This is a genomic window from Burkholderia sp. KCJ3K979, assembly GCF_016759955.1.
GTDB classification, from domain to species: domain Bacteria; phylum Pseudomonadota; class Gammaproteobacteria; order Burkholderiales; family Burkholderiaceae; genus Burkholderia; species Burkholderia orbicola.
Window position 1 is genome coordinate 1 of the sequence record NZ_JACFYV010000037.1, and the last position, 22,936, is coordinate 22,936.

Below are 22,936 nucleotides of genomic sequence, written 5' to 3' on the forward strand. Positions count from 1 at the left end.
TGAGGCCGGACTCGAACCCACCCACAAACAAAGGAACGCTGCGCGCCATGGGAGAATAATGGGGACGAAAATGCAATCGTGGCGCAATACCCGGATCGACACGTCGCCCCCTTGACACTAGCACCAATGGTGCTAATATATCGCCTAGAGGTAGCGCACACCGCGCCGCCCGCCATCCCGGAAGGAAGAACAATGAGCACCAAGACCTTGGACACGATCAAGACCGAAGCAGAGATCGGCAAGCTGATGGCTGAAACCATGAAGCTGAACGCTGAAGCGGCGAAGATCAACCGGGAAAACCGCTGGTATCCGGTCATCTGGGCTACGGCATTCGCAGGTACTGCCCTCGCTCTCGCGAGACTCCTTGCTCACTAACTCCAAGGGCCGCCGCAAGGCGGCTTTTCTATATGGAATACACGCCTCCTACCACTGCCGATTTGCAACGGCTCAAAGCCGAACTCGGCCGCACTGGCGAACAAATGGCCGATCTGTTCGGAGTTGCCGGCGGCCAGCAATGGCGGAAATACACTGGCGGCGCAGTGCCGCGCGAATTGAGCCCGCAAATCCTCTTCTTCGGCGCGGCGCGGCTCGCGCTCACGGACGAGCAACTAGCGCTCGTGCTGAATAAGATGCGGGAGATTGGCGCGCAAATTGACCTGTAGGCGCGCCGCCCCCTCTCGAGCCGCATAACTGCCTCGCATGACACCCGCACGCCAAGCTAAAATTCGTCGGGAAAATACGGGGGAATAACAATGAACAGAATCACTGCCGCGTGCTTGGTGCTCGCGGCGTCGCTGTATGGCTGCGAACGCTCTCACGATGTCGGCCAGCATCCGCAAGACGCTGCGGCCGGATCGGGCTGGCACTTCAGGACGTTGAAGGATGCGATGACCGACAAGGTAAGGGGCATCGCTTCGCTCGAAAGCCGCGACGGCGCCAGCACGGGCGCGCTGCTCATCTTCAAGTGCGACCAGCCCGGCGCGGACAGCGTCTACGTTCAAATCAGCTTCGGCCAGTATCTCGGCGCGACGCACGAGCGCAATGAGACGCGGGACGTGCAATACCGGGTCGATGGTGGAGCGGCCCAGCGCCTCACATCGGAATATGACGACAAGTACCTGATCGTGACGGATGCGAGCGACGTGAAGCGATTCGCCGCAGCCGTCGCGAACGGGAAGCGCCTACTTGTGCGCGCAAAGACGTACCAGTATTCAGAGGTAGATACGGAATTCGACCTTTCCGACGCTGCCGCGCAAATCCGGCGCGTCGCGGAAACGTGCAAGGCAACGCCACTGATCTGACGGCGGCAGTCACACTGAGCGCGCGCCCTCCGACTGCGCCGGCTCGGCCGCCATGTCATCGGCCGGGTACAGTTGCAGCATGGCGCGCGCCGCCTCGATATTCGGCGTCGTCAGCCACTCGTCATAGTCCTCCGGCCGCACGATCACGACGGAACGCTTTTCGTCTTTCGGCTTGTGCATTCGGGACATGAGAGGGTGGCCATCAGCATTGACGGTCAGCATGGACATACCAATCAGTGACCGGCCGTCCTGATCCTCATATCGCTTCCAGATACCCGCGACACAATACGGACGCCAGCCAGCTAGGCCGATGCGATGCCACACGTTCTTGCCAGTCTCGTAGCACGGTTCATATATCCACTGAGCCGGAATCAAGCACCGCTGCCCCTCTCGCCAAGCCTTGCCATATAGGCGCGACTCTCCGACCGTTTCTGTGCGGGCGTTCATGGTGTCGAGCTTGCGCTTTTTCTTCCCGCTCTCGTCCACACGCTCCGGCTGCATAAACTTCGGCCAGAAGCCAAAAACAGCCTTGACGACGCCCAAGCCCTCCCCGGTCGCGTAGGCGATGGGCGCTGCGTAATCCGGATAGACGTGCAGTTCCCAAGGATCGCGACGGTACAGGTCGCCAATGCCAATCTTCAGCTCGTTGATGCCGGGATCTTCGTCAGGAGCTTTGTAGTTGGTACACACCGGCTGTCCCCTATTTTCGGTTCTTGACGCCCCCATCTTACCGCGCGATAAACTGTATATCCATACAGTGTTTTGGGCGAGATCATGCAGCACTATTTCATCCTGAACGACCAGAATCAACCGGTCGAGGTTGACCTCGAAACCTTCTGCAAGCACCGGGATAGAGACATTGGTGACACCACGGTTGCACCAAACACGCGTGTCTGGACGACCTTTCTAGGCGTCACGAATCACAGCGATCCGCCCGCCGAGCCTTACTTCGTGCACTACGTATTCGAGCCGGGTTACCTCTTCCGAACCGTCGATACCTACGGTTACGAAAATGCCGTCGCGCGACACAGCCGGATCGTTGAGTGGCTGGCGAAGCGCGCCGAGCGCCGACGCCAGCGAGCCGCCGCCGTCAAGGCACGATAGGCGCGCCGCGTCTCACGCTCCGCCCAACTTCACCTTCGCAGGAGGGACAGTGACCTTACAACGCACACTTTACCTCGGGTATTGACCTGCGCACAAATCACCGCCAGAATGGAGACTGTTTAAACAATATCAATAGGACTACGAAATGGCGTCGCCGGCACATTCGGAAAACGCGAAGCTCAACCGCGAGACATGGCTCAACAGCATGGCGGCGCTCATGGCTCCGCGCTTCGCGGAACTCGGAAAGCCGCTACCGAAGTTTCGCGTGACGATCGGCTGGACGAGCGGCGGAAAGAATGACCATGCGACCGGTGAATGCTGGTCGCCCCGCGTGAGCGAGGATGAGCATTTCGAGATTTTCTTGACGCCGCGCCGCTCAGACAGCATGGCAGTTGCCTGCACGCTCGCGCACGAACTGACGCATGCAGCGGTCGGGCTTGCAGAGGGGCATAAGGGCGAGTTTGCGCGCGTTGCGCGGGCGCTTGGATTCACGGGCAAGCTCACCCATGCACAACAGCCCCCAGCCCTTCAGGCGTGGATTCGCCCCATGATAGACAAGCTCGGGGCACTACCTCACGCCGCGATCATGCCGGACAGGCCGCGCACATTGATCGACCTCACTGCACTCTTGGGCGACACCAAGCCCGTCGAGGATGGGGACGAAGAAGGCGACGACGAAGGCACCGGCAAAGCCGAACCGCTGAACAACAAGCCGCCGCGCCAGTCGACGCGCATGCACAAGACCGAATGCACCGAGTGCGGATACACGGCACGCGTATCGGCCAAATGGTTAAAGGTCGGTGCGCCACTGTGTCCAGCCGGCCACGGCGCGATGGAATACGATGTTAGTGCGGTAAACGGTACGGGCGACTAACGCGGACTATGTACCGCATCTCATCGGCAAATATTGCGTGGAGCAGGTGATGCTGAAACAGTACGAGGAAACGTTTAACACGTCACTCGAACAAGAAAACGTGATTCAGTTGAAGATGGTCATCACCGTGTTCAAAGTAAAGCTTTCCAACTGTACGAACCTTTTTATCGACCGGCCGAAAAAAATCATTTGGGTCTTGTGACGCGCCCGTCGGCCTCTTCACGAAAAGTTGCTGACAGAAAAGTTCCGTTTGATGCTCCAAGAATATTGGCTCGGCACCAGGCACAATATCGAAGCAACAACATGTTTTCGTTTTCGTTTTTTGCTTGAACAATTCAAGAGTTTCGGCCGACACGGCAATGAATTCCGCACTTTCATTTACTCGATCGAGATGCAATTGATTGATTTCTGAATTCAAAACGATTCGATTCCATGTCCGGGACAAGCAATCGATAAAATCCCTCGAAGTCAGGCCGAAATCCAAGAACGCAAAATACGTCAGGAGAAGCGACAACTTATCCGTAAGTTGCGGAATTTTCGACAAAATTGCACCATCAACGTTTATCGGATTCCCGTGTGCTACGTCATCCCTGAATCGCTTCAAATCCGAAAAATTGTTGTCAGTCAAATTTACGATCTTAATTACGTCATCGTCAACTTGCGACACGACATGCTGATATTTCTCACGAAACGTATAATCTTTCGCCCCGAAGATTTCGGTCGCGAGCGCAACAAACTCGTTGCACTGCTGCTCAGTCGGAGTCGACTGCAAAGTCAGCAAACGCCCTTTAAGCGCTTCAATTTTGTATGTCGCTGATTTATTGGTTTTCTTTGGCAATAGTTTTGTCTTGAAGTCTACGTAGGAATCAAGAATGAAAACATATGCAGCGACCTTGTACTCCCAAAAATCCCGATAACGTTTCATCGACGAAAGGCGAAGCCAACTCGGATCGAGTAAATCAGAATTGAAGAATGACTGAGCTATAGTTTGCCAGTTCTGATCGAACAAATTCCGCTTTAGCAGAAATCGCATCCCACTATCTTCGTGGCCGTCGGAATCCGGGGTTTTTTCATAATAAGGAAAATAAACAGAGAAACCCTTCCCCCCCTTGCCTCTAACGCGGATAGAGATTATAGAAACTGGCCGAGCAAGCAAGATGGAAAACAGCGTACAAAGACCTGTGATAATTGAGCGAAGCTTGCTTAGCGTAAGAGCATCTTTAGAATTTTCGATCGAAAAAACAGCATAATCCCTAATTTCTCTCCCGCCATCAATTGCGACCAGCTCCGTATATGGCGCTATGGCGAGCGAAAAACTACCTAGCGGTGACGTTACATCCGCAGAGACATTGGAAGGTCTGTTTTTCCATTCAACTGAGGTGCCAACCTCTCCCGCGATCCGCTGAAACTGGAAGAACCAGTCGGCAACTTCGGTCATTTCGAATTCGGCCAAGTCAAACGCATCCACTGTGTCGCCTGCAACTATGTAATCGGCGTAGACTGCGATGAAATGAAGCTCGCAGCCGAAGAGCGTAAACACCTGTCCGTCCTGTACCGTCGCAGTCAGTCGATCATATTTTTTTCCCGCTTCTAATTTTCCGATTTCACCAAGTTTGAAGTCGAGCAAAATAGATTGCTTCGGTCCAAACGTCAAGCTAGCAGGCCCGATTGCCCCAAGCTCTTCATGGGAAACATCGACTGAAAAGATATGACTATCGCTGAACGTGAAGTTGCTTTTCATTGGGCTGGCGATGAATAAGGGTACAAGCGACTGATTGACTGCGCACGGGCAGTCAGCGGGGCATGAGCCAATGCAGCACAAGCGGTAACGCCACGCCGACAACGGTTGTAACTGCTCCTATCCCAACCGAGATAGCCGTCCACTTGGCGGCGGCTTGGTTGGCATCGCCGCTCTCGCTCACGTAATTGTTAATGCCAACAATCCAGTGTATAGCGTCTGCCGCTTCATCGCCAACCGGTGCAATTGTGCCTAGGTCTGCATAGAGCGGGCGCACCGATTTCTTGCTGGCTACGTACCATAATCTAGCTGCGTAGAAACCCGATGCCGCTGTCGCCACGGCCAAGATAACGATGATGACGATGTTTATAATCGTCGGTGCATCCATCTTGTTCCCCCCGTTTTCCTCGTATCACTTCCAGCCGTCTGTACGGTCTAGTCTAGTTGGTTATGAAACCAATGGCTGACCAAGTCCGGTATGGTTTCGAACGTGCGCCGCAGCATCGCCGTTACGTCGCCGCTCTGCAACTTGTAGTCATCGGTAGCATGGGCCAGCCGCTGCCCTGCAAAATCACAGGTGCCAATCCACGCACTTCGCACCACGTCGGCGTCCGGAAAGCAGTCAACGACTGACGGGGCAAGCCTCAACAGGAATGAACCGTCCGCGCGTTGATAGCTTTCGATCCCGATATCGCCCGGCCTACGCTCTTTGTCAGCGATAGTTTCAAGACGTGACGGCGAGCCTTTGCTTTTCAGCCCCATGAACTCCAACAAAAACCGCGAATGTATAGCGCCCATGCACCAAATGGGTTGCGCGTAGCTTAGAAGCGTCTCGCGCTGCACTTCCGGTTCAGTGCCTTCGATGCGGATTTCTACAGGCGTAAACGGGTCGTATTTTGCCCCCAAGTCGAGCGCCGACAATCCTGCGACTACTCCCCTGATGTGATAAGGGATGATCGTGTGTCGCATATGCAACAATCGGATTTCTCTCGCCTGTAGCTCGGTCATAGTCGGACTTTCGTTGCCAGCGTCAGTCAATGATACCGGCAGACCTGCGCATCCCGGACATGTGCGACGCCACGCAAAAAAGCCCGCACTAGGCGGGCTTCACTTCATTGGCTTGCGGTCAGCGCGTCGTAATCTGCTGCGCACTCGTTTCCGGCGATTCTTGCCCGGTCAAGCGCGCTTGCCAGCGCTTCATTTCGCTCGACAGATTCCCCGAACACGTCGGCAAGCAAAACGATAGCGTCGGCTCCTGCCGGGCCGTCGCCGGCAACGGCGGAACGCGCGCGGGCGACGAGGGAATCGACCGTACCGCGCAAGCTTGCAGCAGTAGCACGAGCGACAAACTCAGCAGCCAGAGCCGCGTCGCGTTGAGTCTTTGCATTGTTGGCATTCTCCGTTTGTTGATCGACCCGCCGCTGTTCCTCCTTCCGCGCCGCCGTTACGGCGTTCGCCAGCGCGTTCGCATTGTCCAGTTTCATCGCGGCAACCTGCCGATCCTTCGCGAAGTACACCACCCCGCCACCGATCAACAGCCCCACCAGAAAGACCGCTACGGCCTCCTTGATCCACTTCACGCTATTCCCCCAAGCATGCGGCGCGCTCCTTCATACGCCGCGTGTAAATGCCGTAGCAGCCATTCGCGCGCACGCTACAGTCAATCCACCTGTCACCGCGCCGAAGTAGCGCCCATTTCGGATAAAGCTCACACGCGGCCGGGAAGTCTCGCCGCCTGTACGCCTGCATGATCGACGGCGGATCATCGGGCCGGCTGGCTCGCGCCCACGAACCAAGCCCCCGGTTATACGCATAGTCGATCGCCGCGACCTTTTGCCCGTCGGTCAGGCTGTCGAATCCCGGCACCGTCTTTCGAACGCCGGCCGCGTATCCCGCCAGCGAATTCGACAACATGCCCTTGCATTCGGCCAATGTGTAGCGCCGCATGGGAACGTTCGTTTCCCCGTAACAGACGGTCGCCAACGTCCCGGCCAGCTTGTCGTTATAGGGCGTCAGGCTCACGCCCTCCGATGCCCCTGTAAGCGAGATTACGGCCGCTGCCGCCGTTGCACCGATGATTCCGACCAACCCCGCGCCACCGTACCGGTTAGTTGTGCTCATCGCCCTCCATCTCGTCAACCTCACGAGCCACCATTACATCGCCTGCCTGTGCGCGCTTATAGACTGCTTCAGCTTCCCGGATGCGCGCCTCCGCCACCCTCGCATCGAGCTTGCTTTTCTTCCACGAAAAATAGGCGTTGAGCGCGAACGTGAGAATCGCCGTCGTGACACCGGCAATAACGCCCATGTCCGTCAGCGTCAACGATGCGCCTACGCCAACCCCCGATCCCGCGTATGCCGCCGCCTCTGTCGGACTGATCTGCATATGCCCCCTTGGTTAATTTGGACGCCTTGACGCGACGCCCGCAGGGATCATAGCCAATCACTGAAATATCAGAACTTCGTCCGATTCGGCCTGATTCGCACTGTTAGAAGCGGAACCCGGCAACGTCGAGAAAGACGCTAGACCAGTCAAGCCGACATCCGTACTCCATCAACGTACCAGCCGCGCCGCCACCATCCCACGGCAACCGCCACCATGAATGAGTCGCGCGACCGCCGTTGTGCTGCCATCCGTCGATCCACGCCCCGCCACTGATCGCGGATGCTGCTTGCACAGCTGCCGATGCGACCGAGCCAGTCGGGAAGTCATACGCAGTCGACCAACCGTGTCCCGGATTGCGCATGCCTTGTTGCCACCCGTGGCCCGGCATGCCGCCGCCCACGTCTGCGCACATATTGCTGTTGAGGAACCCGACCGGGAGCATCTGCGGCGTAACCGCGTCCGCAACCAGTTCGCCCGCCGGGTTCCATACTTTCAACCCGAATGACGAACCACCGGTGAAGCTCGACAGCCGGTCGAACACGAACATTTCGAACGACGCGCCGCTGTTGAGCCCCCAGAATTCAGCAAACCAACCGCTACCGCCGGTATTGCGGCACGCGAGCATCTGTGCGGGACACGACTCCGACCGGAAAGCCACGACAGGCTGATTGGCCGAGAACGAAAACGCGGCATACGGAATCGTCACGTATTGCATGCTCACCGCCCCACCAGCGAGGGGAATCGACTGGTTTTGGAACGTCAACCGCAGGTGCTCCTTGAGCCCGAACGTCGGCGTATAGCCGTCGATTTGATACGTCGCGTTGTCGTCCGTCCTGCACCAGAAACCTGCATCCATCAGAAAACCCCAATCACCAAAAGCCCTCCCGTCACTTCCGCTTGTCCGTCCTGCTTGCCGCCGAATTGCCACGAAACAGTCGCCCCGTTGATCGTGATGCGGGGCGGGCACACATTCCAACTATTCGTTTTCCATCCAAACGTGTGCTCTCGTTGGAACGCCGCAAACAGCCGCTGCCCCTGATTCACGAGATTCTGAAGCGTGCCGTCAGTGTAAGAACCCGACCCATTGAATTGAGCCGGGATTCCTACGACTGCGACGGGCTTCCCGAGCCGGTGCGTCACGTCGACCACGAGTCGACCGTCCGGCCCCCAAATGCGAAGCCCTGTAGCCATCCTAGATATTCACTCCCAATGCTGCACGCCGTTGACCTGCGCCGTCATAAACCATGACACGACCCGGCGCAATTTCCGTCCAGCCGCTTCCGTTGTTGATACCGTTAAAGAACAGTTCTCCTGATTGCATGTCGATGATAACGCAGGGGCGTCCGTTACTTCCGATGGCCGTCGACTGTAGCCTGCCATGCACAAGAGCAAGGTCAACGCGCAGGTTATTCACGATTGCGTCGCTCATGACAACCTGCCCGCCGCTAATCGCAAACGGCGACATGAGCCCGTTACCGTTCGGATCAACGACCATGAAATTGGACGCCGCGACAACCATAGACGAGTCTCCCGACCCATCTGCGTTGAGCGTCCATCCGGCCATCACCTTCCGACCATTCGACAGCGCCTGCACCCGAACGGAGTACGTCGCGTTTACTTGCCCCTTCAGGTCGGCATATGCGTTCGCGTTGACCTGAATAGCTGCCGCGTTCTTGCCCGCTTGGGCCTGCACGTCGTCAATGCGCTTCGATTGCGCCGCGTCCGTCGTCGCCTGCACGGTCGCTTGCGCCTTGATCGCCGCATTGATGCGCGTATCCACGGCGCCGCCCGTGCCGACCGATGCCTGTAGCGCGCTGATCTGCGACGCCTGTGCCTTGTCCGTGTCCGCAAGTGCCGTGAGCGTGTTTTGCAGCGCCGCGTTGTTATCGCCCGCTGTCGCCGCCAGCGTGTCAACACGCTTGGACACCGCGCTAACCGCATCTGCCCGTGCTGACGCCTCGCTCGCGACGGCCGCTGAAATATCCTTCGCAGTCTGCGCCGTAAGTGAGTCAAGACGCGACGACAGCGCACCGTCAGCGTCAGCCCGCGCCTTCGATTCGGTCGCCACCCCCGCAGCGATGTCCTTACCCGTCTGCGCCTTCAACGCGGCAATAGAATCGACCTGCGCCCGGTCTGCTGCCGCAAGCGCTTCGACCTGCGAGTTAAACGACGCCTTGTTGCCGTCGACGGTTGCAGACAACGTTGCAACCGACTTTGCGAGTGCCGTATCCGCATCGGCCCGCGTCTGCTGCTCCTGCTTGATCTGCGCCGCAATGTTGCCGTTCACGTTCGATTCGAGCGTCACCAGCCGATCCGTCAGCGCGCTATCGCCATCCGCACGGGCCTTCATTTCGTCCTGCACCATCGCGGACAGCTTCTTGTCGCTTTTCTCGATCTCGACAGCCACTCCGCGAATGTCGGACGCCAGCGCTTCGTCGCCGTCGACGCGCGCCTCCTGCTCGCTATACACGCCCGCATACATTTCATCGCTGGCAAACGGGTCGTTATCGTCACCGATCATTTGCGGGCGGAGCTGCGCCGTCAGTACGCGCAGCCCCTTCGCAAGCGACTTGTCTGCGTCGGCGCGGATCGTCGCCTCTTCGTCAAGACGCGCCGTGTTGCCGTCAACCTCCGACGACAGGTCAACCAGCTTCCTGTCGAGCGTGTCGATTGCCTTGCCCCGCGCAATGGTTTCCGCGCTGATCGCCGCCGCGTTCGCCGTGATCTGGTCGGCCATTCCGCCGACGTGCGCCGCTGCATCGCTGGCCTGCTGCGCCGCATCCTGCGCCTGTTTCGCGATATCCGGCAGTGCATCGATCTCCGACAGCAGGTCTTGGCCGAACTGCTCACGCGTGAGCTTGTCGGTCAGCAGGTCGAGAATCAGGTTAGCGTTCGCGCTCGACTGCCCGTTAACGCCTACGCCGTCCGGGAAAAACGCGCCTACGTTGCCCGAGCGGTCAACCAGCCGCACCCAAAAGAACATCGAAACGCCGTTCGTCAGACCGAGCAACGTAGCGCGCGAGGTCGGATAGGCGTAATCGCCCTGCTTGGATTCACTGCCGTCCCGTGTCGGGTTCTTGCTGTACCAGACCTCCGTGCGCTGCGTGTCGTCCGCGCTGTGATCGGCAGGAAAGGCCCAATCGACCTCAATTTGGCCGATCTGCTCTTTCGACGCATTCAGGGAAACCACCACCGGCGGCGCACCGGTCTTACCTTCGAGCGCCGTGGGTTCGCTCCGTGTCGGAAGCGAATAGACGCCCATCGAGTTGCGAGCGCGCACGCGGGCCTGATACACGCCGCGATAGATACCCTGAACGTCCGTCGACTGGCCGCCGACCGTGCCGGCCGGAATCCACTCGCCGCTGTCCTTCTTCCATTCAACCGTATAGTCGACAGCGTTGGGCGCTTGATCCCACGCAATCGTCATCGTAGGCCGGGAAATGCCCTGATCGACAACGTAATGCACCGACACGCGCACGCCCGCAGGCGCGGCCTGCACCTTTGGCGGAACAACCGTAGTCGGGCGCTTCGAAAGCTGCGCGCCGGTGTCGATGTAGTCGTACTTGCTCGGCTCGTGCTGTACGCCGCTGATCGTGTAGGTGATCTGCCCGTTTTCGTCGTTTTCCTCTACGCCGGTAACGCGGAACAACTGCGCAACTAGGTCGTCAGATTCGAGCATCCAGACAGCACCCTTAACGCCCACCGCGTCATAGTGCTGCGTCACCGTCACCGCGCCGCCCACCGCACTGTCGACCGTGCGTTTCTGTGCTACGCCGTTCGGCATGATGACGGTAAGCGTATCGCCCGGTTTCGCCTTCACCGGCTTGTCGAGATTCACGACGGTATCCGTCATCGACCGAATGCGGCCGCCCATGCGTCGACCGGCCTTCTTGTTGTCCGCAACCGCAATCACGTCGCCCGGCATAGACAGCGTGCCGTCTAGACCAACCTTGAACGATACCGCCTGCGTCTCAACGCGCGACGAGACGAGCGTCCACAGGCCGAGCCGGTGCGCCTGCCCCTGCGAGGTCGTGCCGAACGCCGTAATGCTTGCCTTGACAACGCCATAGCGGGCCACGCCCTCGTCGTCCTGCACGGGCTCCACGGCCGCCTTGTACTGGTTCGCCGGATCGTTCCAGCCGACTTGCGCGAACGTGTAGCGGCTCTTGCGCTCCGTGCCCGTGTAGGTGAATTTCGCGTCAACTACGTTCGCGTTCGTGTAGACGTACACCGGATCGCTCGGCATGTCGGCCGTAGCGATGACGCCGCCCGCGCCCCAATACGCTTGACCGCGAAAGATCCCCGCAATGTCCTGCAACACCTTGAACGCGTCGGCGTCGGCCTGAATCACGCAGTTACAGGTAAAGCGCGGCTCCGTGCCGCCCTTTCCGTCCGGCACCATCACGTCACAATACTGCGCGATTTCGTACAGCGTCCACTTGTCGAGCGCCGACGCGTCGATATAGCGCCCGCCGCCATAACGGGGATGCTTCGCCAGGTCGTTGAACACCCATGCCGGGTTGTTCGTGTAAGCCTGTTTAAACGTTCCGTCCCACACGCCGCTGTAGGTGCGCGTCGTCGGGTTGTAATTGCTCGGCACGTCGATAATCCGACCGCGCACGAGATACCCTCGCGTCGGTACGCTCGCGAACGACTTGGCGTCAAACTGCATGCCGATCAACGCGCTATTCGGATACCGCAATTTCCGGTCGATAATCTCCGTAATCGCTTCGACGTTGACCTGATCCTGAATGAATTGCGTGTTGGCGGACGGCGTAATGCGACGCACGCGCAGCAGCCAACCTACCGATGATTTCGGCAGGTCGACGCGACACGAGCGCTCATACAGGGTCGACGTTTTCCCATCGAAAGCGCCCTGCACTACGGTCGTGTACGCGCCGCCAATCTCCGCGAGGTCGATAGCGTAGTCGACGCGATGGCCGCCGATATCGCCTGTGTCTTTGTTGGTCGACTGAAGCACCGGTACGCCGAAGCGAACGCGAACCGCGGTCAACTGCGTATTTTCAATCTGGCGCACGTAGGCCGGGTTCGTGCTGTCGAGCGGCCGGCTTACGGGGATTTCATTCTCAACAGACGGGAATCCCGCCATGTACGCCTGATCGACAGTGCCCGGCCGCGTATCGATGTTGTAGTTCGAGAAGTTGCTCGACCCGTCCGGGTTCTGCACAGGCGTCCCGTCGAGAAAGACGGATTGCAAGCCGTTCACGAGCCCAACAATCGGACCTTCGCTGATAACGTCAAGAATCTTCGCCGTTGCAGTCGAGTGCAGCGAATCGCGCGACTCCGTACCGGAGCCGCCGCCACCACCACCGCCACCGCCCGCGCCTACGATTTCCAGCCTCAAGCCTGATCCTCCGTGTAGATGCCGCTCGACGCGACCTTGCTGCCTGTCATGATTTCGCCGTACACAATCGGCACCGGCTCGCCTTGCGCTGACGAATTCACCGGGCCGTTGAAGTAGTACGACGTTCCGTTATCCGTTACGCCAGACAGGCCGCCAGTCTGGGGCGATAGCATCTGCACAACGCCGCCGAGCATCATGCTCGCGCCCATCATCATGAGCGCAGTTCCACCCGACCATGACGTGAGTGCGCCGACCACCACAAGCGCCGCGCCGAGGATGGTTTGGAATAGGCCGCCGCGCTTCGATCCCGCGATCATCGGCGCAATGCGAATCTCCGAGCGCGACGCGGGAAACTCCAGCTCGTCCCGGCCAATATTGGTTTTGTCGAGGAACACGGCGAACGTAAGCCCCATGTCTCGCGAGCGTGCGAGAAACTTCCGGAATCCCGGCACTACTGCGCAAAGCGCCCTAACGGCTTCGTGCGCCGATCCTACGGCGAGCCGATGCACCCGCCCAAACTGGACACCAGCAACGCCATAAAGGCGGATTGTCGTAAGTTCTTGCCCCATCAATTCCCCCTGTATCGAAGTGTGGTGTAGTGGCTCGCCTGCCACATGCCGCCGAAAAGCACCTTGGCCGACAGGCGGCCGACCATGTGGTGAATCATCCGACCGTCGCCCACGTAGACGCCCGCATGATTCGGTTCGTTGTTTTGGCTTAGGACGGTCATCAACATCACGTCGCCCGGAATGAGCGTCGCGTCCTTGCCGACGTTGGCAAAGCCGGCCGCACGATAGTTGTCGAGGTACAGCGAGGATTTGCCGTCATTCCACCAGCCATCGGTGCGCGGGAAGTCCGGCAACGTCACGCCGCGCTCGACCTTGTACCAATCGCGCACAATCGAGTAACAGTCGTGAACGCCGTGCACGAATTCGCGACCGATCAGTGGGGCCATGTAGCCGTCAGGTGAGAACGAACCCCACGCCTCGACACCAATCGAGCCGTCGACCTGCACGCCCACCGACACGATGATCCAGAGGTTTACACCCGCCGCTTCTGCCGTCGTGCGGTCTGCCTTCGATGGCACAGCGCGTCCGCCCGGATGCGAGTGCACGACAGCTTCAACGACTCCGACCGATTCGGCCGATATGTAGTCCTCACCGCTGATTCGAAAATTTTTCAGCGGATCATCAGCCGTATTGGCGCAACGCAGGTAAGCGAGCGGCCCGCCGCCGTCGGGCAAGACGACGAGTCCACATGCTTCATTCGGGTATGCGTCGATAGCGTGCGCCTCGATTGCGGCGCGCACACTGCCGGGCAAATCCGATATTTCGATCATGACAAAACGTCCGTGAGAAAGCCCCCAAAGGGCAATTCGCTATTCTCACCGAAGCGGCACTCGCACCCGCTCAACCTCATACTGCATCGATCAAGTGCCGGGTCGTCTACAGGTTTGTCGTTGCGGTCGAAATACTTGATCCCCGTATAGCCGCAGTCCGGCCCGCGATACTCCGACTGGCACATATTGACCATCTGGCGTGCCGGGATCTGCTGACCGCCGAAGTCGAGCGGCGACGCGAGCGTGAAGCTCACCGACACGCCGCTTACCTCTTCCGCCTTTTGCTCAACGCGCCAGATTTCCACCGCCATTTCTGCCGTTGGGTCGGCCGCCGGGTTGCCGCCCGGGAAGTTGCGCGCATCCAGATACTTCGCGAGCGTGCGCCGTCGCTTCACTGTCGCACCCACGAAGTCATCGAGAACAACACACAGCGCGCTGATCGTCGCACCCAAATCGCCAACGTTGAGGGTTGGCGTCGGCTGCTGCGCATCGGTCGTTTTCTTGAACCCCGTTGCCTGAATCGGCCACGGGCGAAACTCTTGCCCCTGCCACCAGATAGACTGGCTCTGTAGATGCCCGTGGAATCGCATCATGTCACCGCCGATGTTGGTTGCATCAACTTCGAACAGTTCCACGATACGACCGGGCGACAACTGCTGAATGTCCCCCGTGATCGTCACTGAGTAGCAACCTCCACAGGCCGCCCATCGCCGGTCGGCTGACCGGAACGCGGGAACGCTGGCCAGTCGACGCTATGCGGGAATCCAGCCTGCTCCGGCAGGTCGCGCAACGCCTGCCTGTATTCCGCAAAACGCGCGGCAGTGGCCGTCGGCACATCTGCGCCCTGTGTCCAATCTGTCTGCGCCAACAACTGGTCGCGTTGATTACGCACCGGCGATTCTTCGTATGCCTTCCTGTGAACAGGTACACGCGCCAGAATCCAATCTGCATCCGGCTTGTCGATCCCGTCTGGCCAGCGATCGACTCGTGCATGTTCTGTTGGTGTGCCGTCGGGATTAAGCCGCCGGGCCAACAAGTAGTCGCGACCCGCTACCAAATTTGGATATTCTTGTTGGAGTACGAACAGCAATTCGTCCAAGGTCACAAATTCTTCCGACATATTGTTTTCCACTCAATCCTTATCAATTGTTGCGAAGCCACGCAAAACGAACCCACATACGATCACCATTAATCATGCGGATGCCGTTCATGACCCATGGATTGTCTCGACGAATCCAGTCCGCGTTGCCGTTACTAACGAAGACGGGGCCAACCTCTTCCAGTGCCGAGATTTGACATTGCGCGCCCCGGTCAGCACGGTTTACCTGCGCATCGTTGGCCTTATTCCATGCGTCATCAGCACGGGACGATGCATAGGTTCCACGGTTCCATGCGTCGTCCCAATGCGCAGCACCATCGGACAGCCATTGATTGCGCCACCCCATCAGAATATTTCCGTCGGTGTTGACCGCCCCCGTTCCGTTGAATCGAATGTTCCCGGCGAGCCATAACGTCCCACCGTTATCAATCGACGCGACAACAGCGTTATAGGCTGCGTTGACCCACTGCACACCGGCATTACCCGTATCCGGCCACCCGCGCATATACATCGCGGTACCGTCCCCGGCACGCTTGAATGCAATCTCGCCGTGATAGCCCGAATTCGGATCGCCTTGATACAGCCACAGACGACCGGCAATCGATGCGGTGCCCCCAAGGGTGATGTTGGTACGGGTGTCGTGCACCGCGTTGTTACCCGGCAGTAGATCGACCTGCGACATGTCGCCCGACACGCGCATGACTGCGGCCTTTACCGAACCCGCGCCGTCCGTGCCCGCGATGTTGAAGAACCCGCCCGGCCCGACATACGACATGAACGACGAATTCGCCGCCGTGTTCGTCATCAGCGTTCCGGTCTGCCCGCCGCTTGCAAGCTTGAGCCCCGTAGCGTTGATCTGGTTCGCGTTCGTGGCCCCGCTCACGTTGGCAGTTCCGTCGACCTGTAGACTCCCCTTCGTGATGACGGTGCCGGCCGCGTTGATTGCCAGCCGCGTAGCCCCTGCCGTTTCGTCGCTGATCGCGAAATCAGTAGTTCCGCGCGATGCAACGCTGTACTTGCGGCCGTTCGTGCCCGTGTTGTTCAGGAACAGCGAGGCTGTCGCGAGGTCGGCCGAGCCTTCGGCCGACAGGTGCGAGCCCTGTACCTTGTTCGTGAAGTAGCCGCCGCCTGGACTCAACAGGTCGCCGGATTCCGTCACTTGCGTGAATTTGTAGGCCGTTGACGGCCCCGAACGGACGACGAAATTACGCTTGCCCGGGTCGTTGTACAGTGCTGTGGCCGTGCCGTCACCATCGAGCCCCTGTCGATACTGCGTCGTGCCCGTGATGTTGGCCCCGGACGTTACGTTGCCCGTGGTCGTGGTGTCGCCACGAAACGACGCATTGCCCCTGACCTGAAACGCATTGGAGCCATCGTCGCCCACTCCGCTGCCGACGAGTACACGACCACCCCACGGCGCGAGCGCAATGTTTTTCTTCGTCTTGTTGTCGCCGGTCGCCGCCTCGATTGCGAGCCCACCCGAGTATGACGATGTGGAAAACAGGCCGATGTTGTCGTATTGCGGGCTGTACAGCAGCATCGCGTTACCGACGTTCAGGGCCGACGGGCCAGCGGGCGGCGCACCCGTGGCAATGAACACAGACCCGTTCGCGCCCATGGTGAGCGCGTCCGTGAAGTTCGTCCCGTAATTGTCGGTCGAATGCTGGAACACGAGCGAGCCGTCTTGCGCGCCGTTGATGTTGCTGATGATCCGCCAGCCGTTCAGGTTCGTACCTGAGGCGGCACGCATGCGAATCTCTGCGTAATCGGTACGGAGCCCGACCTTACCCCCGATCTGCAATCGCGCTTGACCATCATCCGCGATAGGGCCAGCCACGACGTTGCCCTGAGTCGGCATCAGCAGCATGGTTGCCACCGTCACACCTGTCCCGCGCGTTACCTGCAACGCGGCTTGCGCGTTCGTATAGTTGTCATTCACGGTGCGGAGCACCCATGCGCCGCCGCTGTCGTGCATGCACTCCCACTGCTTCTGATCGGTCGGCCCGCCCTCGCGCTTCATGGTGATGGACGTTTGGCCTGCGCCGCTGCCGTTCGTGGCGACGAGCGCCGCCACCGAGCCCGTGCCTACGACTTTGCCCTGAGCCTGCACCTCCGACGGCCGGATCGTGCCTTTGGCGAGGCTGTCCGTGTACGCCTTAGACGACGCCAACGTGGCCGCGTCCTGCGCGTCCACGTAAGGTTTCGACGCCGCGCCGGCCGGGCTGGAATCCGTGTACGCCTTCGCCTGCGCGAGAATTGAGGCGTCTTTCGCGTCAACGTCCGCTGTGTACGCCTTGAGCCCCATTTCCGTCGTAACATGCGAGGCGAAGTCTTTGTCATCGCCGAGCGCATCCGCCAATTCCTTGAGCGTATTTAACGCATCCGGTGCCCCACCCACGAGCGCCGTGATCTGGGCGTTCGTGTACGTCTTGGCCGATGCCAGCGTCGAGGCGTCGCCGGCATCCATCCGCGCATTCGCGGCCTGAGTAACCTTTGCATCCTGCCCGTCCGCGTACACCTTCGCATCGTTCAACCGTGCCGCGCCCACGCCGTCCGCGTACGACTTTGCACTCGTGAGCGTGGCCGACCCCACAGTGTCCGCATACGCCTTTGCCGTCGCGAGCTTCGCCGCGCCCTGCGTGTCCGCATACGACTTCGCAGACGCCAGCGTATTCGCGTCGCCCGTGGCCCGCTCCTGCTTCTCCTGATCGAGCGCTGCACCGCTATCAACGGAATCCGCCTTGCGGTCAATCGCCGCGCTGATCGCATCGAAATTCGCCTGAATCTTTTTCGCCGCCTTTCGGTAGGTATCGCCGCCCTCCCCGGTCGGCTCCTTGCCAAAATCAAGCGCCTGCAATCCTTCCATCTGCCCTATCCCTCTACGCTGAATGTCTGCTGAAACTGCGCGGTCATCGTGTACACGTTCCCGTCTTTCGTCGCCTCCGTCCACGACGGGCTGTAAAACGCCCCCGGCGAGTCCCAAAGGGGCGGCGTCCACCAAAACGCATCAGCCCCGCCAGCGGCCCGGAGAAAAGTCAGAATGGCCTTAATCTTGTCCGCGCTCCCATTGAACTGCACGGAGAACGCCGACGCTACGTTGTTAAGCCCGTCGGCTGCTCGTTGCTCGTATCCGTCTCCAAACTTCGCAGCACGAACTACCGGAGTAGCCGTACCGCTGTAGTTCGCGACCGTCGGAGTCCATCCAAACGTCAGCACCGTTTAAACACTCCCGTTTGCCATTTGCCACGCATACCCGCCCTGCCCCTTCATCTTCTGCGCGATGCGAGCGTCGATAAGCGCCTGAATGTCGGCCCTCAACCCCGGAATATCCGACGCATCCAGCCCGCCCCCGTCCGCATTCACCGTCACGTCAACGAGCGTCGTATTGCCGCCCGCCGGACGTGTCGCGCGGGCCACCGAGCCTACCGCACCGCCGGACGAAAACCTAGCGACAGAGCCGATTGAATGACCCGCATTGAGCGCGTCGAGCGCATGCACACCGATGCGGTCGACGGCCGCAGCCTTGACGACGTATTCGCCGTTCGAAAGCCATGCGGGAATACTGTCGCTCGTACCTGTTCCCGGCCCCGACACCGCGCCGCCCGTCGCGAGGTGGAACCCATATTGATTGAGCCCGGTTGTCGTGCCTACCGCGCTCCCCGCAACATCGCCACCGCCCATGAAGCCGGACACCGCCGAAACACCCATGTTCACGAGCCCGACAATCGCTTTCTGTGCCGCGATCTTCGCGAGGTCAGACAAGATGCTGCGCGTCATGTCGGCAAAGTTGAGTTTGCCGGTTTTAACGAACGTGTCGAACGTCTGCTGTAACGTGTTCGTCGTGTCGACAAAAGCCGTTTGCGCGAGAGCCATATTGTTGGCTGCCGCGTCCGCGTAGTCGTGCCACCCCTGCGTTACGCCCGTCATCCAGTCAGCCTGCATGGCGTCCATGTCAGCGTAATAGCGGCGGTTGTCCTCCAACGACTTTTCACGCCCCTGCGCGATGCGCTGTTGTGCCGCCAAATAGTCGTCGCTGCCTCGCAGTGCTTCCGGCGTCTCGCGGTCGAGCTTGGCTTGCTCATGCAGGTACTTTTGACGAATCGAACGTTCGGACGCCACGCGCTGCTGTTCCTTTCGGCCGAGCCCGATCGCCCCTAGCTGCGCCTCGTACTGCTCCGTTTGCGATTGCTGATAGTTCAGAATGTCGGCGTCGATCTGCTTGCCGCGCTCTTTCAGCTTGTTCAATTCCTCTTGCGCGTCGACCTGCTTCTGCATCTCGACACCCTTGGCCGCCGCATCGAGAATCGCATGTTTGTCCGCGAGGATTCGCTTATCCTCTGCGGTGCGCTTGTTCACCGCGATCTTTTCGATAGCTGCGATGCGCAACTGCGCGTCAAGCTGCAAACGGGCCGCCGCCGTCAGCTTTTCGCGCGTTGAAAGCTGAAGCGATAGCGCTTCGTTTTGCTTCGTGATGCCTTCGAGCAAAGTGTCATGGACAGCGGGGGCCGCGGATTTGGCCTGCTTCTGGCCGTGGTATTCACGAGCGTTCGCGGCAAGCTCCGCTTGCAGGTCTTTCGCCTGCTGCGCTGCGTACTCATTCGTGTACGTTCCTGCCGCCTTCGCCGCCGCAATCCGCGCGTCCATGCCGGCCCGAGACTTCGCGTTGGCGTCAGCTAGTTTCTGCTGCCACGTCCACGTCTTTTTCATGGCTTCGGCGTGCTGCTCGTCCATCGCGCGCGCACGGTCGACCGCCTTCGTGTGCTCCTCTTGCGTGCGCGTGGCTTCAGTCAGCCTGTCGATTTCCTTCTGCTCGGCCGCAATCTGTCGATCGAATTCGGCCGAGTTGACACCCATCGGGTTGTAATCGGAATCGTTCTTCTGCGCACGCAAGCGACGCACGTTGTCGAGGCGCTTTGTCAGTTCGTCTCCGCTGCCGCTGATACCGCGCCAGAATCGCGACCACTGCTGACCGAACGTCTCGATGTCGCCGCCCATGTCCTTCAAATCGGCCTTGACCTTGACACGGGCCGCCTCCGTAGCCGCCTGAACGAAGGTAGACCAAGCGCCAGCCTTGTCGCCCGATTCCTCCATTTTCTTGATCAGCTCGATCTGAGCTTTCGACAGGTCGTGATGCGTCTCGGCCCACTTCTGCGCGGCCTCGCCGGCCGACCCGTAGGACTGAATGAACATCTTGGCCGTATCGTCCGCCGACTGGCCGCTCAACTTCGAATACGCAACGACACCTTCCGCCACGCCCTGAAGGTCAGCGCCCACCACAACGCCGGATTTCGCCAGTTCCTTGAGTGCCGTTTTAGCATCACCAACGGATACCCCAAGGTCGCTGTGTATGGCGTCAGACAGCAAGAGCAAGCGGCCTTGCGTGAGGTCAGCAAAATTCGCCGTGAGCGCCATTGCGCCCTGGAGTTCCTTTTGCTCCTGCGTGATGTTGTGGATGCTGATATAGGCGAGCGCCGCCGCAGCGCCAACGGCGATGAATGCGCCGCCGACCGGCGTTAGCGCGTATCTCAGGACGTTGATCTGTTCGGCCAGCACCATCATCGAGCCGCCGAAGTTTTTCCACGACCCCATCGCGGCCTCATGGCCCAACACCATCAGTTCGCGTGAGATGCCGGCGTGCCCGCCTCCATGCCCGCCGCCGCCCGACTTCGCCGCGACGTTCTGAAGCGCTGCCGTCTGCGCTGCTGCCGCCTGCTTTGCCGCATCGATCTGCGCAACCTTCGCCGCGTTCGCGTCCGCAATCTGCTTGCTTGCGGTCACAGCACTTTGAGCCTGCACCGCCGCAGCCTGCGACTTGGACGCCTGCACGGCGGCTTGCGATGCGGTGTTCCACGCCTTGAACCGATCCGCCGCGCCGGCATTCGCTGCCGCCGTCTTAGCCGCCTCCGCTGCCTTGGCGTCCGCTACAGCCGCAGCATTGGCCTTGCTCGCCGCTGCCTGCGCCTTCAGATAGGCAAGCTGCGATTCGGCCGCCACGCGCCGTTCCGACGCGATCTGCGCTTGTGCCGTCGCGTCCGCACTGGCCGCCCGCAACTGGTCGGCCTGCTTCTTGTTTGCGACCTGCGCTGCGTTCGCGAGATTTTGCGCCGCCGTCTGGTTCGCGATTTCGTCCCGAGCCGCTGCCGCTGCCTCGCGCTCTGCCGTCGCCACATCGCGCGCAATCTGCGCCTGTTGCGACATCGCGGCTTTGACTTGCTCAATCTTGGCGATGTGCTGCTCTGCCGCCTGCGACACGCCGAGTTGCGCGGCCCGCAGTCGTAGCATGTCCTCGCTCGTTTGGCCGGCTGTTTGCGCCTGCTGCACGAGCGAATCCATGTAGCGCTTGACCTGCCGCTGTGCGCGCACCGAGGCGTCCGACGTGTTCTTGACGGATTCCTCGAATGCCTGTTGAGACGCCGCCGCTTTCTGCGCCGTGAGGTCGACCGTTACGCCGAACTTCTGAAAGCTCGTTTGCGCGCGCTCAAGCGCGGTATACACGCCGTCCGCATTGACGGTCAGGTTGTATTGGGTGTTATTGGACAATGCCCGCCTCCCTCATTGATTGCGACAGCGAATCGCGGATTGCCTGTAATTGCGCGTCTTTCGTTGCGTCGATAGCCGGTCGAAAGAACGGCCGCGCAGCCATCTTTGACGTGCCGTACTCGTAGAACGCCAAGTAGTACGCGTCCTTGCTCCATGTGACTGTGTACGTCGCCATCTTTCCTTCCACCGACATTTCCGGTTTGAAAGTCACGAGCAACGAATCACGACCGAACCCGACCGGAAATTGCTTACTGCCTTGATGGTGCGGCAGCGGCCCGACAGGCGCGCGCGCTTTTGCTTCCTTCAAAACGACAGAAGCCGCACTAGCAGCGGCCTTGCGTAACGCAGACTCGCCTAGTGCGGCTCCCATCTTTTGCAGCAGTTCACTAAATCCGTTCGGGTTCTGAACCTCCATTTTTAACGCCATTACGTCGCCGGTTCCCGAATAGCTTGCTCTTCATCAATGCCGTTTGCTCTGACGCATCCGCCAGTAGCACCGGCTCATTTGCCGCCTTCCCCACCTCCATCCATCCGAACACGTCCGCTGGCCCAAAGGGCTCGGGCCGTTGTTTCGTGTCTCGGTTTACGTTGTAGATCGCCGCCGCGATCCCGCCCATGCGCAAATCGTCCATTGCCGGCCCGAACCGCTCAATGTTTCCGTAGGCGAGCCATTCGGCAAACTCGGCGCTATCGACCTCCTGTTGACAGCGCCGCACCGACATTCCTAGCTCACGGGCCAGCCGGAACCAGCTTAGGCGCTCGGGGCGGCGTCGGAGTTTTTTTCCGCTTCTGCGACCGCCTTCTGGCCGATGCCATTCAGGCGCATAGCGACGGCGACGACCCGCGCCATCACGTCCGGATTCTTGCGTGTCAACGCCTCCACATCGTCAGCCGAGAAAACCGGCTTGCTCGCTTCGTCCACGACAGTCGACGCGATCATGACGCCTTGGAACCGTGACGAGCTTTGCGGCGTCGCCAGCGTGTCCATGAGCGCATCCCGCGCCGCGCCGCTCATCACGCTCACGAGAACCTCGCCGCCCCACTCCGGAACGTCGACTGACTCGCTCTTGAGGTCGAGCGCACCGAGAATTTGCTCGCGATTCAGTACCGCCACCTTTCGTACTCCTTATTCGTTTAACTGTTGCTCTACCGATGAATTAGCGGCGTATAACGTGACGCCGCGCCGCCCC

General features: G+C 59.8%; 24 protein-coding genes. 5 read left to right on the forward strand and 19 right to left on the reverse strand.

Annotated elements, in window-relative coordinates; translation table 11 throughout:
* Positions 1-192 precede the first annotated feature (192 nt).
* From H3O04_RS11315 to H3O04_RS11325, 3 genes are all read left to right on the forward strand, one after another.
* Positions 193-375: a hypothetical protein gene (locus H3O04_RS11315; protein ID WP_059856669.1), complete on the forward strand. Its 183-nt coding sequence runs from the start codon at positions 193-195 to the stop codon at positions 373-375.
* 32 nt (positions 376-407) lie between these two features.
* Positions 408-662, forward strand: a complete 255-nt coding sequence (locus H3O04_RS11320) for a hypothetical protein (RefSeq protein WP_059856671.1) — start codon at positions 408-410, stop codon at positions 660-662.
* Positions 663-752: 90 nt separating this feature from the next.
* Positions 753-1,301, forward strand: coding sequence for a hypothetical protein (locus tag H3O04_RS11325; RefSeq protein WP_202587681.1), 549 nt, complete (start codon positions 753-755; stop codon positions 1,299-1,301).
* Positions 1,302-1,310: 9 nt separating this feature from the next.
* On the opposite strand, the gene H3O04_RS11330 is transcribed toward H3O04_RS11325, so the two are convergent.
* Positions 1,311-1,991, reverse strand: coding sequence for an SOS response-associated peptidase family protein (locus H3O04_RS11330; protein WP_202587682.1), 681 nt, complete (start codon positions 1,989-1,991; stop codon positions 1,311-1,313).
* An 84-nt stretch (positions 1,992-2,075) separates the two neighbouring features.
* On the opposite strand from H3O04_RS11330, the gene H3O04_RS11335 reads away from it, so the two are divergent.
* Together H3O04_RS11335 and H3O04_RS11340 are read left to right on the forward strand one after the other, a co-directional pair.
* Positions 2,076-2,405: a hypothetical protein gene (locus tag H3O04_RS11335; RefSeq protein ID WP_202587683.1), complete on the forward strand. Its 330-nt coding sequence runs from the start codon at positions 2,076-2,078 to the stop codon at positions 2,403-2,405.
* 145 nt (positions 2,406-2,550) lie between these two features.
* Positions 2,551-3,279: a transcription elongation protein SprT gene (locus H3O04_RS11340; RefSeq protein ID WP_202587684.1), complete on the forward strand. Its 729-nt coding sequence runs from the start codon at positions 2,551-2,553 to the stop codon at positions 3,277-3,279.
* A gap of 82 nt (positions 3,280-3,361) precedes the next feature.
* Here H3O04_RS11340 and H3O04_RS11345 read toward each other — a convergent pair whose 3' ends face one another.
* The 18 genes from H3O04_RS11345 to H3O04_RS11430 all read right to left on the reverse strand — a co-directional run bounded on the left by H3O04_RS11345 (position 3,362) and on the right by H3O04_RS11430 (position 22,860).
* Positions 3,362-5,020, reverse strand: coding sequence for a HEPN domain-containing protein (locus H3O04_RS11345; RefSeq protein ID WP_202587685.1), 1,659 nt, complete (start codon positions 5,018-5,020; stop codon positions 3,362-3,364).
* Between the two features lie 52 nt (positions 5,021-5,072).
* Positions 5,073-5,405, reverse strand: coding sequence for a hypothetical protein (locus H3O04_RS11350; protein WP_202587686.1), 333 nt, complete (start codon positions 5,403-5,405; stop codon positions 5,073-5,075).
* A 47-nt stretch (positions 5,406-5,452) separates the two neighbouring features.
* Complete coding sequence (locus tag H3O04_RS11355) at positions 5,453-6,025, reverse strand: hypothetical protein (protein WP_202587687.1); 573 nt, start codon at positions 6,023-6,025, stop codon at positions 5,453-5,455.
* 104 nt (positions 6,026-6,129) lie between these two features.
* Complete coding sequence (locus H3O04_RS11360) at positions 6,130-6,597, reverse strand: DUF2514 family protein (protein ID WP_202587688.1); 468 nt, start codon at positions 6,595-6,597, stop codon at positions 6,130-6,132.
* A 1-nt stretch (position 6,598) separates the two neighbouring features.
* Positions 6,599-7,138 (reverse strand): glycoside hydrolase family protein, encoded by a 540-nt coding sequence (locus H3O04_RS11365; RefSeq protein WP_202587689.1) that lies wholly within the window; start codon positions 7,136-7,138, stop codon positions 6,599-6,601.
* On the reverse strand, positions 7,125-7,340 hold the full coding sequence (locus H3O04_RS36085; RefSeq protein ID WP_237666246.1) for a hypothetical protein: 216 nt from the start codon (positions 7,338-7,340) through the stop codon (positions 7,125-7,127). The genes H3O04_RS11365 and H3O04_RS36085 overlap by 14 nt, the downstream gene beginning before the upstream one ends.
* A 166-nt stretch (positions 7,341-7,506) precedes the next feature.
* Positions 7,507-8,259, reverse strand: a complete 753-nt coding sequence (locus H3O04_RS11375) for a hypothetical protein (protein WP_202587690.1) — start codon at positions 8,257-8,259, stop codon at positions 7,507-7,509.
* Between the two features lie 336 nt (positions 8,260-8,595).
* Positions 8,596-12,768: a TipJ family phage tail tip protein gene (gpJ, locus tag H3O04_RS11380; protein ID WP_202587691.1), complete on the reverse strand. Its 4,173-nt coding sequence runs from the start codon at positions 12,766-12,768 to the stop codon at positions 8,596-8,598.
* A complete protein-coding gene (locus H3O04_RS11385) occupies positions 12,765-13,337 on the reverse strand; it encodes a tail assembly protein (RefSeq protein ID WP_202587692.1) in 573 nt (190 codons plus the stop codon). The genes gpJ and H3O04_RS11385 overlap by 4 nt, the downstream gene beginning before the upstream one ends.
* Entirely contained in the window at positions 13,337-14,107 is a 771-nt protein-coding gene (locus H3O04_RS11390; protein ID WP_442862824.1) for a C40 family peptidase, read from the reverse strand. Before H3O04_RS11390 ends, H3O04_RS11385 begins: the two co-directional genes overlap by 1 nt.
* A complete protein-coding gene (locus H3O04_RS11395; RefSeq protein WP_202587693.1) occupies positions 14,104-14,787 on the reverse strand; it encodes a phage minor tail protein L in 684 nt (227 codons plus the stop codon). Before H3O04_RS11395 ends, H3O04_RS11390 begins: the two co-directional genes overlap by 4 nt.
* A complete protein-coding gene (locus tag H3O04_RS11400; protein ID WP_202587694.1) occupies positions 14,784-15,239 on the reverse strand; it encodes a phage tail assembly chaperone in 456 nt (151 codons plus the stop codon). Before H3O04_RS11400 ends, H3O04_RS11395 begins: the two co-directional genes overlap by 4 nt.
* Before the next feature lie 10 nt (positions 15,240-15,249).
* Complete coding sequence (locus H3O04_RS11405) at positions 15,250-18,072, reverse strand: hypothetical protein (RefSeq protein WP_202587695.1); 2,823 nt, start codon at positions 18,070-18,072, stop codon at positions 15,250-15,252.
* 5 nt (positions 18,073-18,077) lie between these two features.
* On the reverse strand, positions 18,078-18,422 hold the full coding sequence (locus H3O04_RS11410) for a phage tail protein (protein ID WP_202587696.1): 345 nt from the start codon (positions 18,420-18,422) through the stop codon (positions 18,078-18,080).
* Between the two features lie 3 nt (positions 18,423-18,425).
* Complete coding sequence (locus H3O04_RS11415; RefSeq protein ID WP_202587697.1) at positions 18,426-21,746, reverse strand: phage tail tape measure protein; 3,321 nt, start codon at positions 21,744-21,746, stop codon at positions 18,426-18,428.
* Positions 21,736-22,161 (reverse strand): HK97-gp10 family putative phage morphogenesis protein, encoded by a 426-nt coding sequence (locus H3O04_RS11420; RefSeq protein WP_124504358.1) that lies wholly within the window; start codon positions 22,159-22,161, stop codon positions 21,736-21,738. The genes H3O04_RS11415 and H3O04_RS11420 overlap by 11 nt, the downstream gene beginning before the upstream one ends.
* Positions 22,133-22,468 carry a phage tail assembly protein T gene (locus tag H3O04_RS11425; protein ID WP_202587698.1) on the reverse strand — a complete coding sequence of 112 codons (336 nt, stop codon included), beginning with the start codon at positions 22,466-22,468 and terminating at the stop codon, positions 22,133-22,135. Before H3O04_RS11425 ends, H3O04_RS11420 begins: the two co-directional genes overlap by 29 nt.
* Before the next feature lie 29 nt (positions 22,469-22,497).
* On the reverse strand, positions 22,498-22,860 hold the full coding sequence (locus H3O04_RS11430) for a hypothetical protein (RefSeq protein ID WP_175660580.1): 363 nt from the start codon (positions 22,858-22,860) through the stop codon (positions 22,498-22,500).
* Positions 22,861-22,936 lie beyond the last annotated feature (76 nt).

Bases quoted from the DNA above. Each gene is read 5' to 3' on its own strand.
- H3O04_RS11315 (WP_059856669.1), top strand. From the start codon at position 193: ATGAGCACCAAGACCTTGGACACGATCAAGACCGAAGCAGAGATCGGC.
- H3O04_RS11320 (WP_059856671.1), top strand. From the start codon at position 408: ATGGAATACACGCCTCCTACCACTGCCGATTTGCAACGGCTCAAAGCC.
- H3O04_RS11325 (WP_202587681.1), top strand. From the start codon at position 753: ATGAACAGAATCACTGCCGCGTGCTTGGTGCTCGCGGCGTCGCTGTAT.
- H3O04_RS11335 (WP_202587683.1), top strand. From the start codon at position 2,076: ATGCAGCACTATTTCATCCTGAACGACCAGAATCAACCGGTCGAGGTT.
- H3O04_RS11340 (WP_202587684.1), top strand. From the start codon at position 2,551: ATGGCGTCGCCGGCACATTCGGAAAACGCGAAGCTCAACCGCGAGACA.
- H3O04_RS11345 (WP_202587685.1), bottom strand. From the start codon at position 5,020: ATGAAAAGCAACTTCACGTTCAGCGATAGTCATATCTTTTCAGTCGAT.
- H3O04_RS11350 (WP_202587686.1), bottom strand. From the start codon at position 5,405: ATGGATGCACCGACGATTATAAACATCGTCATCATCGTTATCTTGGCC.
- H3O04_RS11355 (WP_202587687.1), bottom strand. From the start codon at position 6,025: ATGACCGAGCTACAGGCGAGAGAAATCCGATTGTTGCATATGCGACAC.
- H3O04_RS11365 (WP_202587689.1), bottom strand. From the start codon at position 7,138: ATGAGCACAACTAACCGGTACGGTGGCGCGGGGTTGGTCGGAATCATC.
- H3O04_RS11375 (WP_202587690.1), bottom strand. From the start codon at position 8,259: ATGGATGCAGGTTTCTGGTGCAGGACGGACGACAACGCGACGTATCAA.
- H3O04_RS11385 (WP_202587692.1), bottom strand. From the start codon at position 13,337: ATGGGGCAAGAACTTACGACAATCCGCCTTTATGGCGTTGCTGGTGTC.
- H3O04_RS11390 (WP_442862824.1), bottom strand. From the start codon at position 14,107: ATGATCGAAATATCGGATTTGCCCGGCAGTGTGCGCGCCGCAATCGAG.
- H3O04_RS11405 (WP_202587695.1), bottom strand. From the start codon at position 18,072: ATGGAAGGATTGCAGGCGCTTGATTTTGGCAAGGAGCCGACCGGGGAG.
- H3O04_RS11420 (WP_124504358.1), bottom strand. From the start codon at position 22,161: ATGGAGGTTCAGAACCCGAACGGATTTAGTGAACTGCTGCAAAAGATG.
- H3O04_RS11425 (WP_202587698.1), bottom strand. From the start codon at position 22,468: ATGTCGGTGCGGCGCTGTCAACAGGAGGTCGATAGCGCCGAGTTTGCC.